Origin of the sequence: Actinophytocola sp., from assembly GCF_009379765.1 — a bacterium.
Classification (GTDB): domain Bacteria; phylum Actinomycetota; class Actinomycetes; order Mycobacteriales; family Pseudonocardiaceae; genus Actinophytocola.
This window is the reverse complement of the sequence record NZ_WHTD01000089.1, coordinates 1-13,568: the sequence shown is the minus strand read 5'-3', so window position 1 is coordinate 13,568 and position 13,568 is coordinate 1. Positions and strand designations below refer to the sequence as shown.

11 protein-coding genes are annotated in these 13,568 nt (G+C 69.7%); all 11 read left to right on the top strand.

Features of this window, described 5'->3' with window-relative positions; all coding sequences use genetic code 11:
• Positions 1–4 precede the first annotated feature (4 nt).
• The 11 genes from nuoH (at position 5) to GEV28_RS24950 (ending at position 13,465) form a co-directional block, all read left to right on the top strand.
• Positions 5–1,336 (top strand): NADH-quinone oxidoreductase subunit NuoH, encoded by a 1,332-nt coding sequence (nuoH, locus tag GEV28_RS25000; protein ID WP_291414657.1) that lies wholly within the window; start codon positions 5–7, stop codon positions 1,334–1,336.
• Entirely contained in the window at positions 1,336–1,884 is a 549-nt protein-coding gene (nuoI, locus tag GEV28_RS24995; RefSeq protein WP_291414656.1) for an NADH-quinone oxidoreductase subunit NuoI, read from the top strand. The genes nuoH and nuoI overlap by 1 nt, the downstream gene beginning before the upstream one ends.
• Positions 1,885–1,955: 71 nt before the next feature.
• Positions 1,956–2,756: an NADH-quinone oxidoreductase subunit J gene (locus GEV28_RS24990; protein WP_291414676.1), complete on the top strand. Its 801-nt coding sequence runs from the start codon at positions 1,956–1,958 to the stop codon at positions 2,754–2,756.
• A gap of 136 nt (positions 2,757–2,892) precedes the next feature.
• On the top strand, positions 2,893–3,192 hold the full coding sequence (nuoK, locus tag GEV28_RS24985; RefSeq protein ID WP_291414655.1) for an NADH-quinone oxidoreductase subunit NuoK: 300 nt from the start codon (positions 2,893–2,895) through the stop codon (positions 3,190–3,192).
• 10 nt (positions 3,193–3,202) lie between these two features.
• Positions 3,203–5,269, top strand: coding sequence for an NADH-quinone oxidoreductase subunit L (gene nuoL / locus GEV28_RS24980; RefSeq protein WP_291414654.1), 2,067 nt, complete (start codon positions 3,203–3,205; stop codon positions 5,267–5,269).
• A 142-nt stretch (positions 5,270–5,411) separates the two neighbouring features.
• A complete protein-coding gene (locus GEV28_RS24975) occupies positions 5,412–7,016 on the top strand; it encodes an NADH-quinone oxidoreductase subunit M (protein WP_291414653.1) in 1,605 nt (534 codons plus the stop codon).
• Between the two features lie 10 nt (positions 7,017–7,026).
• Positions 7,027–8,634: an NADH-quinone oxidoreductase subunit NuoN gene (nuoN, locus tag GEV28_RS24970; protein WP_291414675.1), complete on the top strand. Its 1,608-nt coding sequence runs from the start codon at positions 7,027–7,029 to the stop codon at positions 8,632–8,634.
• A gap of 285 nt (positions 8,635–8,919) precedes the next feature.
• Entirely contained in the window at positions 8,920–9,948 is a 1,029-nt protein-coding gene (locus GEV28_RS24965) for a polyprenyl synthetase family protein (RefSeq protein ID WP_291414652.1), read from the top strand.
• A 130-nt stretch (positions 9,949–10,078) separates the two neighbouring features.
• Positions 10,079–11,647: a hypothetical protein gene (locus GEV28_RS24960; protein ID WP_291414651.1), complete on the top strand. Its 1,569-nt coding sequence runs from the start codon at positions 10,079–10,081 to the stop codon at positions 11,645–11,647.
• 128 nt (positions 11,648–11,775) lie between these two features.
• Positions 11,776–12,471, top strand: coding sequence for a hypothetical protein (locus tag GEV28_RS24955; protein ID WP_291414650.1), 696 nt, complete (start codon positions 11,776–11,778; stop codon positions 12,469–12,471).
• 4 nt (positions 12,472–12,475) lie between these two features.
• A complete protein-coding gene (locus tag GEV28_RS24950; protein ID WP_291414649.1) occupies positions 12,476–13,465 on the top strand; it encodes a nucleoside hydrolase in 990 nt (329 codons plus the stop codon).
• Positions 13,466–13,568 lie beyond the last annotated feature (103 nt).

The following is a 13,568-nucleotide window of genomic DNA, read 5'->3' as shown; positions in this document are numbered from 1 at the left end:
CAGTATGACTAGAGCCGAACTTCTCGCCGACGACCCGCTGTGGCTGATCCTGATCAAGGTCGTGATCCTGCTCCTCATCGGGCCGATCATGACCATCTTCCTGATCATCTGGGAGCGCAAGGCGATCGGCCGGATGCAGCAGCGTCCCGGCCCGAACCGGGTCGGCCCCGGCGGCTACCTGCAGTCCGTCGCGGACGCGATCAAGCTGCCGTTCAAGGAGCAGATTATCCCGGCGGGCGCGGACCGGAAGGTGTACTTCCTCGCGCCGATCATCGTGGTGATCCCGGGGATCATGGCGTTCTCGGTGATGCCGTTCGGCCCCGAGGTCTCGATCTTCGGCGAGCGCACGGTGCTGCAGCTGGTCGACCTGCCGGTCGGCGTGCTCGTGGTGCTGGCCCTCTCCTCGATCGGCATCTACGGCATCGTGCTGGCCGGCTGGTCGTCCGGCTCGCCCTACCCGCTGCTCGGCGGGCTGCGCTCGGCCGCCCAGATGATCTCCTACGAGATCGCGATGGGCCTGTCGATCGTCGGCGTGGTGCTCTACGCGCAGTCGCTGTCCACCGGCGACATCGTGGCGGCCCAGCAGAGCGGCTGGTACTTCTACCTGCTGATCCCGAGCTTCCTGATCTTCGTCGTGTCCATGGTCGGCGAGACCAACCGCGCGCCCTTCGACCTGCCCGAGGCGGAGTCGGAGCTGGTCGGCGGGTTCCACACCGAGTACAGCTCGATGAAGTTCGCGCTGTTCTTCCTCGCCGAGTACGTGAACATGGTGATCGTCTGCTCGTTCGCCACCACGCTGTTCCTCGGCGGGTACATGGCCCCGTGGCCGATCTCGCTGATCAACGACAACTACTTCAACACCGGCTGGTGGCCGATCCTCTGGTTCTTCGCCAAGACGTTCCTGCTGCTGTTCGCGTTCATCTGGGTGCGCGCGACGCTGCCCCGGTTCCGCTACGACCAGTTCATGCGGATCGGCTGGAAGGTCCTGGTCCCGGCCAACCTGGTGTGGATCGTGCTGATCGCCGGCATGCGTACGCTGCGCGGCGAGTCCGAGGTCTCCACCGGCCAGATCCTCACCTACGCCGGCATCGTGCTGCTGGTGATCGTCGCGCTCGGCTTCGTGTTCGACCGGGGCACCCCCGCCGACGACGACGGCGACCAGGTGCCGATCACCGGCGGCGGCTACCCGGTCCCGCCGCTGGACCTCGAGATACCGAAGCCGCCGAGACGCAAGGCGGTCCGCGGCCGGGCGGGGCGGCGCAGGCCGGCCACCGTCGGCGGTGGAAGCGGCACCGCCGGTTCCGATCGGGCCGATGCCGAGAAGGAGTCGAACTGATGGGGATCTTCGATCCGTTCAAGGGCTTCGGTGTCACCTTCTCGACCATGTTCAAGAAGGTCGTCACCGAGGAGTACCCGGAGGCCGGCGCGCCCGCCGCGCCCCGGTACCACGGCCGCCACCAGCTCAACCGGCACCCGGACGGGCTGGAGAAGTGCGTCGGCTGCGAGCTGTGCGCCTGGGCGTGCCCGGCCGACGCGATCTTCGTCGAGGGCGCGGACAACACCGAGGAGGCCCGCTACTCGCCCGGTGAGCGGTACGGCGCGGACTACCAGATCAACTACCTGCGGTGCATCGGCTGCGGCCTGTGCATCGAGGCCTGCCCGACCCGCTCGCTCACGATGATCAACGAGTACGAGCTGGCCGACGACAACCGGCAGGACCTGATCTTCACCAAGGAGGACCTGCTCGCCCCGCTGCTGAAGGGGATGGAGCAGCCGCCGCACCCGATGCGCCTCGGCGACAGCGAGCAGGACTACTACGTCGACGCGCCGCGCCTCGCCCGCAAGTGGGGCTACCCCGACTCGGTGAAGGGGGAGGTCAAGTGAGCCACACAGCCGTGGTGCTCGCGCTGGGCAGTGCTCTCGCGCAGGGCACTGTCAACGGGATAGCCAACGAGATGTCCACCGGCGAGTCCATCTCGTTCTGGGTGCTCGGCCCGCTGGCGCTGTTCGGCGCGCTCGGCATGATCTTCGCCAGGAGCGCCGTGCACTCGGCGCTGTTCCTTGTGCTCACGATGCTGAGCCTCGGCGTGATGTACATGGTCCAGCAGGCGCCGTTCCTCGGCTTCGTGCAGATCATCGTCTACACCGGCGCGATCATGATGCTGTTCCTGTTCGTGCTGATGCTGGTCGGCCGCGACTCCTCCGACTCGGTGGTCGAGGTGCTGCGCGGGCAGCGGTTCGCCGCCACCGTGCTCGGCGTCGGCCTCGCCGCGCTGGTGGTCGCCGCGCTGGCCCGCTCGCTCACCGAGGTCACCCCGGTCGGGCTGACCGGCGACGAGGCCAACGGCGGCAACGGGAACGTGGAGAACATCGGCCGGTCGATCTTCACCGACTGGCTGTTCCCCTTCGAGCTCACCTCCGCGCTGCTGATCACCGCCGCGGTCGGCGCGATGGTGCTCGGCTACGTCGACCGGCACACCCGTGGCCGCAAGACCCAGCGCGAGCTGGTCGAGGCCCGCTTCCGCGGCGAGCACGACCGCCCGTCGCCGCTGCCCGGTCCCGGTGTGTTCGCCACCTCAACCTCGGTGGCCACCCCGGCGCTGCTGCCGGACGGCTCGATCGCGCCGGAGTCGCTGTCCCGGTTGATCGAGTCGGTCCCGGCCGACGAGTTCGACCCCGACCGCACCACCGTCGCCCCGCCGGCGGCCGACTCGCGCTCGCTGAATCCGTCCTCTCGAGAAGGCGAGTCGTCATGACACGTTTTGTGTCAAAGCAACGGACCTCCCAACCGCGCCTAAGGGGAACGGGACGCAAGCCGGCCACGGACACCTGGCCAAATCAGCAGTGTCAACTCAACGCGACCACGCGGGAAAACTCCGGGGAGGCGGAACAGTGACCCCGACCGTCTACCTGCTGCTCTCCGCGCTGCTGTTCACGATCGGCGCGGTCGGCGTGCTGGTGCGGCGCAACGCCATCGTGGTGTTCATGTGCATCGAGCTGATGCTGAACGCGGTGAACCTCACGCTGGTCACCTTCGCGCGCATCAACGGCTCGCTGGACGGCCAGATCATGGCGTTCTTCGTGATGGTGGTCGCCGCCGCCGAGGTCGTGGTCGGCCTCGCGATCATCATGTCGATCTTCCGTACCCGCCGCTCGGCCTCGGTCGACGACTCCAACCTGCTGAAGTACTGAGGGGAAGCCCGTGACTGGTACTCACCTGGCGGCGCAGCAGGTCGCCGAGGTCACCGAAGGCTCGGGCCTCGCCGGCTCGGCGTGGCTGCTGGTGCTGTTCCCCGTGATCGGTGCGGCCGTGCTGCTGCTCGGCGGCAAGCGCACCGACGCGTGGGGCCACCTGCTCGGCTGCCTGACGGTCGTCGCGTCCTTCGGCTACGGCCTGCTGCTGTTGTTCTCCAGCACCGGCATGGCGGAGGGCGAGCGGGTCCAGAACGTCTCGATGTTCGACTGGATCCCCGTCGACCAGCTGCAGGTCGAGTTCGGCATGCGGATCGACCCGCTGTCGATCAGCTTCGTGCTGCTGATCACCGGCGTCGGCGCGCTGATCCACATCTACTCGATCGGCTACATGGCCGAGGACCCCGACCGGAGCCGCTTCTTCGGGTACTTCAACCTGTTCGTCGCCGCGATGCTGATCCTCGTGCTGGGCAACGGGTTCGTGACGCTCTACCTCGGCTGGGAGGGCGTGGGCCTCGCGTCGTACCTGCTCATCGGCTGGTACACCAACCGCCCGTCCGCGGCCACCGCGGCCAAGAAGGCGTTCCTGATGAACCGGGTCGGCGACGTCGGCCTGGCGCTCGCGATCTTCATCATGTTCGCCGAGCTGGGCACCACCCAGTACACCGAGGTCTTCTCGAGCCTCGACCAGCTCTCGCCCGCCACCCTCACCGCGCTGACGCTGCTGCTCCTGCTCGGCGCCTGCGGCAAGTCCGGCCAGTTCCCGCTGCAGGCGTGGTTGCCCGACGCGATGGAGGGCCCGACCCCGGTCTCGGCCCTGATCCACGCGGCGACGATGGTCACCGCCGGCGTGTACCTGGTCGCCAGGGCCAACCCGATCTACATGCAGAGCGAGGACGGCCGGCTCGTCGTCGTGATCATCGGCGCGGTGACGCTGCTGATCGGAGCGATCATCGGCTGCGCGTATGACGACATCAAGAAGGTCCTCGCGTACTCCACGGTCAGCCAGATCGGCTACATGATGCTGGCCGTGGGCCTCGGCCCGTTCGGGTTCGCGCTCGGCATCATGCACCTGCTCACGCACGGCTTCTTCAAGGCCGGGCTGTTCCTCGGCGCCGGGTCGGTCATGCATGCCATGAACGACGAGGTCGACATGCGCAAGTACGGCGGGCTGGCGCGGATCATGCCGATCACCTTCGCGACGTTCGGCCTCGGCTACCTCGCACTGATCGGCATTCCGCCGTTCTCCGGCTTCTTCTCCAAGGACGCGATCATCGAGGCGGCGTTCGGCGAGGAGGGTTGGCGCGGCTGGGTGTTCGGCGGCGCGGCGCTGCTGGCCGCCGGACTGACCGCCTTCTACATGACCAGGCTGATGCTGATGACCTTCTTCGGCAAGAAGCGCTGGAAGGAGCTGAAGTCGGCACCGATGCTCGACCCCGCAAGCGGGTCTTCGGTGCCGATGCTCGACCCCGCAAGCGGGTCTTCGGTGCCGATGCTCGACCCCGCAAGCGGGTCTTCGGAAGCCGGGCGCGACTTCCACCCGCACGAGTCGCCCGCGGTCATGTGGGTGCCGATGGTCGTCCTGGCGATCGGCTCGGTCGGCGCCGGCTGGTTCTTCGCCAGCGGCGACATGCTCGCCGAGTGGCTCTCGCCGTCGCTGGGCGCACTGCGGGAGGCCGAGCACACGGTCCTCGACCACAGCCTCATCCCGTGGCTGACCATCGGCCTGTCGCTGCTCGGCGTGCTGATCGCGTACCTGGTCGTGGCTCGCCGGGACGTCCCGGTGGCCAAGCCGGATCCGGTGTCCTTCCCGGTCCGCGCGGCCCGCAAGGACCTGTACGGCAACGCGCTCAACGAGACTCTGGTCGCCCGGCCGGGCACCTGGCTCGCCCGCGCGCTCGTCTACGTGGACAACAAGGGAGTTGACGGGCTGGTGAACGGCATCGCCGCCGCGCTCGGCGGCAGTTCCGGACGGATGCGCCGCTTGCAGACCGGGTTCGTGCGCTCCTACGCGGCGGGCATGCTGAGCGGCTCGATCCTGGTCCTGGTCGCGTTCTTGGCGGTGAGGTACGCATGAGCACTGTTCCGCCTCCCCGGAATTTTTTGTGTTGGTTTCGTTGGGATAAGACGTTGCTGTTGATCACGTACTTGTGGCCGGTTCGCGTTCCGTTCCCCTTGGGTGCGGTCGGGACGCACACGGCTCTGACACAGGGGGAGTCATGACCTCCACATCTTCGGCGGCCCTGCTCGTCGCGCTTCTCCTGATCCCGCTGGTCGGCGCCGTCGTGGTGGCGTTCCTGCGGGACAACGACAAGCTCGCCAAGCAGACCGCGCTCGGCTTCTCGGTCGTCGAGTTCGTGGTCGCGATCGTGTCCTGGATCGCCTACGACCCGGCGGGGGAGCGGCTCCAGCAGAGCTTCTCGGTGGACTGGATCCCGGCGTTCGGCGTGCACCTGTCGTTCGGCATCGACGGCATCGCGCTGGTGATGATCGCGGTGATCGGCCTGCTGGTGCCGCTGGTGATCGGCGCGGGCTGGGCGGAGAAGCTGCCGGCCGAGCGCAGCGCCGGCGGGTTCCTGTCGCTGATCCTGCTGCAGCAGGCGATCACGATCGGCGTGTTCGCGGCGACCGACGTGTTCCTGTTCTACGTGCTGTTCGAGGTCATGCTGATCCCGATGTACTTCCTGATCGGCTCCTACGGCGGGCCGCGCAGGCAGTACGCCGCGGTGAAGTTCTTCCTGTACTCCTTCCTCGGCGGCATGATCATGCTCGCGTCGGTGATCGCGTGCTACTCGCTCGCCTCCGACGAACTCGGCAGGGGGACCTTCGACTGGGCCACCCTGGTCCAGGTCGTCTCGGACGCTCCACTGTCCACACAGGTCTGGCTGTTCTTCGGGTTCTTCATCGCCTTCGCGATCAAGGCGCCGCTGGTGCCGCTGCACACCTGGCTGCCGGACGCCACCGCCGAGGCGCCGATCGGCGTCGCCGTACTGCTGGTCGCCGTGCTGGACAAGGTCGGGACCTTCGGGTTCCTGCGCTACCTGCTGCCGATGTTCCCCGACGCGAGCACGACGCTGGCGCCGCTGGTGCTGGTGCTCGCGGTCGTCGGCATCCTCTACGGCGCGTTGCTGGCCTCGGGGCAGGCGAACATGAAGCGGTTCATCGCCTACGTGTCGATCGCGCACTTCGGGTTCATCGCGCTGGGCATCTTCGCGTTCACGTCGCAGTCGCAGGTCGGCGCGGTGTCGTACATGCTCAACCACTCGATCTCCACCGGGATGCTGATCCTGGTGATCGGCCTGGTGATCGCGCGGGGCGGCTCCTCGCTCATCTCGGACTACGGCGGTATGGCCAAGCTGACCCCGGTGCTGGCCGGGACGTTCCTGGTCGCCGGTCTCGCCTCGCTGTCGCTGCCCGGCACGAACTCGTTCATCAGCGAGTTCCTGGTGCTGGTCGGCTCCTACGGCCGCGAGCCGGTGTACACGATCCTGGGCACGGTCGGCATGATCCTCGCCGCGCTGTACGTGCTGTGGCTCTACCAGCGGGTGTTCCACGGGCCCGTGCGTGGCAACGCGCTCGTCACCGAAGAGCTGCTCGCAGGCTCGAGCGTCGGCGGCGTGGCCGGCGGGCCGGGCACCGTGATGGCGCCCGAGGTGGGCGCCAGGAAGGCGGTCCGCGACCTGTCCGGCCGGGAGAAGCTCGTGCTCGCCCCGCTGCTGGTCCTGGTGGTGGGCATCGGGTTCTACCCGGCGCCGGTGCTCGACGTGATCACCCCGTCGGTCGAGGCCACATTGAGCTCTGTGTTCCCGGACGGAGGCAACTGAGTTGTCCGCACTGGCTTCTGCGCTCACGCTCGCCCAGGACGCGCCGGGGAAGGAAACACTCGCGCCGATCAACTACCCGGCGATCCTGCCGATGCTGATCATCCTCGGCGCCGCGTGCGTCGGGGTCCTGATCGAGGCGTTCCTGCCGCGCCACCAGCGTTGGTCGGCGCAGGTGTTCCTCACCCTGCTGGCGCTGGTCGGCGCGGGCCTCGCGCTGACGGTCTACGTGACGGACGCGCCCGCCCAGGGTGTGCTGACCCTCGCCAGCACGATCGCGGTCGACCGGCCGGCGCTGTTCCTGTGGGGCACGCTGCTGGCGCTGGCGCTGGGCGCGGTGCTGATGATCGCGGACCGCTCGGTCGAGCCGGGCGGCGCGTTCGTGGCGCAGGCGGCGATCAGGCCGGGCACCGTGCAGGACCGCGAGCAACGGCTCGGCGCGCACCCCAACCGCCGCGACGGCGCGCGGTTCCAGATGCAGACCGAGGTCTTCCCGCTGACGCTGTTCGCGCTCGGCGGCATGATGGTCTTCTGCTCGGCCAACGACCTGCTGACGATGTTCGTGGCGCTCGAGGTGCTGAGCCTGCCGCTGTACCTGATGTGCGGGCTGGCCCGGCGCCGGCGGCTGCTGTCGCAGGAGGCGGCGGTCAAGTACTTCCTGCTCGGCGCGTTCGCCTCGGCGTTCTTCCTGTACGGCTTGGCGCTGCTGTACGGCTACGCGGGCTCGGTGCGGCTCGCGGACATCGCGGACGCCGCGGCCGGCTCGGACCGCTCCGACACGTTGCTGTTCGCCGGCATGGCGCTGCTGATCGTGGGGCTGCTGTTCAAGGGGTCCGTCGGTCCGTTCCACGCGTGGACCCCGGACGTGTACCAGGGCGCGCCGACCCCGATCACGGCGTTCATGGCGGCGTGCACGAAGGTCGCGGCGTTCGGCGGGATCCTGCGGGTGCTGTCGGTGGGTCTGGAGTCGACGAGCTGGGAGTGGCGCGGTGTCCTGTGGGGCGTCGCGATCGTGTCGATGGTGATCGGCGCGGTGCTCGGTCTCACCCAGACCGACATCAAGCGGATGATCGCGTACTCGTCGGTGGCGCACGCCGGCTTCCTGCTGATCGGCGCGATCGTGCTGACCCCGCAGGGTGTCTCGTCGACGCTGTTCTACCTGCTGGCCTACGGCTTCACGACGGTGGCGACGTTCGGCGTGATCTCGCTGGTCCGCGACGCCGACGGCGAGGCCTCGCACCTGTCGCAGTGGGCGGGCCTCGCCAAACGGTCGCCACTGGTGGCCGGGGTCTTCACGTTCCTGTTGCTGGCGTTGGCGGGCATCCCGCTGACGTCGGGCTTCATCGGCAAGTTCGTGGTGTTCTCGGCGGCGCTGTCGGACGGCATGGCGCCGCTGGTGGTCGTGGCCCTGGTGGCGTCCGCGGTGGCGGCGTTCTTCTACCTGCGGGTGATCGTGCTGATGTACTTCAGCGAGCCCGCCCCGGACGGCCCCACGGTGACGGTGCCCGGCGCCTTCACGACGGCCGCGATCACCCTGGGCGTGGTGGTGACGTTGCTGCTGGGCCTGATCCCCGCATTCGCCCTCGACTGGGCGAACGCCGGCAACTTCGCCCTCCGCTAGCTAGTCCGCCTCCCCGGGATTTTAAGTGTTGGTTGCGTTCCAGCAGATGGTGCGGACCTCCGGTGGTTGGTGGCTGGGTGCCGTCACGGTCCCCTAAGGTTGCGTTGGTCAGTGCGAGGCTGTGCCAAGCTCGCGAGTCCAACGCCCAGGACCCGCGAGTCCCCCGTTCCGGACCCGCGAGTCACTCGGGTGAGCAGCACCACCCGGGGCGGCTCTCGTGGCGTGGCCGAATCCCCCGGATATTAGGCTGAGACCTCAGGAGTTCGAGTGGGGAGCGATGCCGACGTGACAGCCGACCCAGCCGTGCCGCGGCTGCCTGCCTCGCTCGGGCTCGACCGGGCAGATCCCGAGCTCGTCGAGTCCGTGACCGACGGGATGGTCAAGGTCGAGGAGCTCCTGCGCACCGTCGTGCGCAGCGATGTCCAGTTCGTCGACGAGGCGGCGACGCACCTGGTCAAGGCCGGTGGCAAACGCTTCCGCCCGCTCTTCACCCTGCTGTCCGCCACCGTCTCCGGGCGGGTGACCGACGAGGTGATCACCGCGGCCGCCGCGGTGGAGCTCGTCCACCTGGCCACGCTCTACCACGACGACGTCATGGACGAGGCCACCATGCGCCGGGGCGAGGAGAGCGTCAACGCGCGCTGGGACAACACCATCGCCATCCTCACCGGTGACTTCCTCTTCGCGCACGCCTCCGGGCTCGTCGCCGACCTCGGCAGCAACGCGGCACGCATCATCGCCGAGACCATGGGCGAGCTCGTCACCGGCCAGATGCGCGAGACCGTCGGGCCGATCGACGGCGACGACCCCGTCGTCCACTACCTGGCCGTCATCGGACAGAAGACCGGCTCGCTCATCGCCACCGCCGGCCGCTACGGCGGCATGTTCTCCGGCGCGCCGGCCGAGCACGTCGAGGCGCTGCACCGCTTCGGCGAGCTGATCGGCACGGCCTTCCAGATCTCGGACGACATCATCGACATCGCGTCACCGGCCGACGAGTCCGGCAAGACCCCGGGCACCGACCTCCGGGAGGGCGTCCTCACCCTTCCGATGCTCTACGCTCTGTCACCGGCCTACACCGGCGGCGAACCCGACCCCCGGCTGCGCGAGCTGCTCGCCGCCCCGATCACCGACGACGATCTCGTCGACGAGGCGTTGACCCTGCTCCGGAAGTCACCCGGCCTCGAGCAGGCCGTTCGCACGCTCACCGAGTACGCCGACCGCGCCCGCGCCGAGCTGGTGTCGCTGCCCGAATGCCCCGCGAGAGAGGCACTGGACATGCTGGCGCGCTACGTGGTAGCCCGTACCCGGTGAGCAATGGCTCCGTGGTCACCCAGCGTGTCGCAGTTGCCCAACCGACCGGCTGATGCTGGCGGTCACACCGACCGCAGTAGCCTGAGCACCGCTTGCATGCGTCGCGGTGGCGCGCGGAGGGAGTAAACCCATGCCGATCTTTGGGCAGGTCTGGTTGTGGAGCTCGCTGGCCTTCCTGCTCGGAGCGCTGCTCTGCTGGGCTCTGGTGGCCCTCCCGGCCCGCAGACAGGTCGGTGAGCTGGAGTCCGAGCTGGCCGCCCGGGCGCGCCGGCAGCCCGAGCGCCCCGAGCGCCCCGAGCGCCCCGAGTCCCGCCGTCGGCATCTCGACGCGGAGGAGCTCGAGACCCGCCGCGCGCTGGCCGGGGCCGGGCACGAGGACGACGGCGAACCGCTCACCAGGGCGTACGCGCTGTCCGGCAGCGAAGCCCCTGGCGAGCGGTCGGCGAGCGGGCTGCAGCCGGCCGGCATGCGCAGCGACCTCCTCGTCGGCGGCGGTCTGATCGCGCCCCCCGAGACCGACACCACCGACACCGAGCTGGCCGACGGCCCGTACGCCGCGGCCACCCAGTACCTCAACGTCGGCTCCGGCTCACTCAGCTCGGCGCTCGAGGCGCCGCCCGAGGTGCCGGCGGAGCAGGACACCAGTGGTTGGTTCGGCCACGACCGTGACGAGGAGTCGGGCGAGCCGCGGCACACCACCGAGCTCCGCGAACCCGACCCCGGTGAGATCGACGTCCGCCTGGTCGACGATCTCGCCCGGGTCGAGGGCGACGAGCCGGACGACGGCGGCACGGTCTTCACCCAGCGCACCCACCCGATCCCGGGTGAGCTGATCCGGCAGATCGACGAGGCCGGCAAGACCGAGTCCGCACCGGCGCACGCGCTGGCCGACGAGCCGGCGGACGCGCTCGTGGACGACCTCGCCGAGGAGGACGCGCAGCGCCCGGCGGAGCAGACCGTCGAGTCCCCGCTGGTGTCTCTGCCGGTGTCCCAGCCGGATGCGGCGCCCGGCGAGTCGGAGGACCTGTTCGGTGGGGCGGCGGAGGTAACCTCGCTGCTGACGCCGGAGCCTGAGTCAACGGGGACCGCTGCGGCGCACGGTGCGCACGGCCAGACCGAGGTCATGCCCGCACACACCACCGAGTCGCAGACCGAGGTGGTGTCCGCCCGGGGGAGGCGTCCCGCCTCCCGCGACCTGAGTCATCTGGGTGCCGAGGAGCCCACGGACATGCCGGGGGTCACTGGTCAACCCGATCCAGCGAAGAGCCCATTACCCAAGCGCGTGCCGAGCAAGCCGCCGAGCCGCACGCCGTTCGGGGTCCAGACGACCTCACCGGCGTCGCCCGTCGAGCCTGCCGCCGCGAGCGCGGTGAGCACCAGCAGCACCACCACCACCAGCAGCAGTAGTGAGCCGACCCGGTCGCTGTTCGAGCCGATCGTGCCCGCCGGCGACGCGCCCGCGGTGCCGCCGCCCCCGCACCGGGTGCGTGACGGCAACGGCCGCGGCCCGTTCGGTCCCGGCTCGGCGATGCCGCTGCCGGGCGGTGCGTCGCCGTCGCCCGACTTCACGATCAAGGCCAGCGTGAGCGCGTTGCGCTACTGCACGCCGGAGTCTCCGCAGTTCGGCCGCACCGTGGCCGAGGTGTGGTTCAAGACTCCGGCGGACGCCGAACGGGTCGGATTCCGCCCGGTCGGCTGAGCCGGTAACCGCGCATTGCGCCGAGAGTGACGCCGGCAACAAGCGCTGTCACCCGTTGCCCTATTGTTGCCGCCACATCGGTGATCGTGACTCAGCCGGAGACCGCCATTCGCTAGGAGGCAGGCGCCGTGAATTGGTTGAAGCGACTGTTCGGGAAGCGCACGTCGTCCGCAGCGCAGACGACGCCGACACCGGCCGCTGAGACGCCGGCCGCGACCGAGCCCGCGAAGACCGAAGCGGCCGAGTCCGCGAAGGTCGACGCCGAGCTCACCGAGGCGCCCGCCACGGCGGACGAGCCGGCCGAGGCCGCCGAGAAGCCGGCCGAGCCCGAGGACGAGCCGCCGGCCGGCCCCGCGATCAACACGCTGGACGACGCGGTCGCCCGCCAGGAGGCGCCCTCCGCAGAGGACGCCACTGAGGACGCCGCCGCCGAGAAGCCGGCCGAGCCCACCGACGGCAAGGCCGACGCCGACGCCGCGCTCGCGAAGGCCGCCGAGGCCACCGCCGAAGCGAAGAAGGCCGCGGAGGAAGCCGACCTGGCCACCGACGGCGACCCGGCGCCGGAGGAGCCCGCCGCCGCGCAGGAGCCCACCGCGGACGAGAGCGGCCCGTTCGGTCCGGGCTCCGCCAAGCCGCTGGCCGACGGCGGTGCCCCGGGCGACGAGTTCACCGTCAAGGGCAAGCGGTCCTCGAAGCTCTTCCACACCGCCGAGTCGCCCTACTTCGGCCGCACCAAGGCCGACGTGTGGTTCAAGAGTGCCGAGGACGCGACCCGCGCCGGCTTCAACGCCTGGAACCACAAGCGCGCCACCGCCAAGAGCTGAGCCGGTGCCGCGGAAGCTGATCGTCGACACCGACCCCGGCATCGATGACGCGGTAGCGATCTTCCTCGCGGCGGCCTCCCCGGAGCTCGACCTGCTCGGGCTCACCACCGTGTTCGGCAACTGCGCGACCGCCGTCGCAACCCGCAACGCCCTGATCCTGCTGGACGTCGCGGACCGGCCGGACGTGCCGGTCGCCCGCGGCGCAACCGATCCGGTCGCGTCGACCTACCTCGGCGCGATCCCGCACATCCACGGCACGGACGGCATGGGTGACGGCGGCGAGCTGCCGGCACCCACCCGCGAGCCGGTTGCGGAGAGCGCGGCCGAGTTCCTGTGCCGGACCGTCGCCGAGCATCCCGGCGAGGTGACGATCCTCGCGGTCGGCCCACTGACCAACCTCGCGCTCGCCCTGCGGTTGCGCCCGGACCTCGACACGCTCGTCGACCAGGTCGTGGTGATGGGCGGCAACGCGCTGGTGCCGGGCAACGCGACCCCGGCCGCCGAGGCGAACATGCTGAACGACCCGGAGGCGGCCGACGTGGTGTTCGGCGCCCGGTGGCCGGTCACGATGGTGGGCCTCGACGTCACGCACAAGGCCAACCTGCGCGGCGCTGACCTCGACCGGATCACCGCCGCGGACACACCCGCCGGGCGGCATCTCGCCCGCGCGCTCCCGCTGTACCGCGCGTTCATGGAGCGCACCAACGGCCTCGACGGGATCTACACGCACGACCCGAGCGAGGTCGCGTACCTGATCGACCCGACGGCCTTCCGCACCGAGGCGTGGCCGAGGCGTGGCCGATCCGGGTGGAGACCCAGGGTTTCAGCCGCGGCAAGACGTGGCCCAACCTCGGCGACACCGACGACGCGACCCCGCCCGCGTGGCAGAACCGGCCGCTGGTCGACGTGTGCGTCGACGTCGACGCGTCCCGCGTGGTCGACCTGGTCGTGCGCAGGCTCAGCTGACCGTCCAGGTGTCGTTGCCGTTGAGTAGTGTTTGTAGGTTGGGTGGGTTGGTGTGGGTGGCGGTGGTGGTTTGGTGGCGGGTTTGGTCGTCGTAGGTGGGTCGGTTGGTGTTGCGGTAGATGCCGGTGACG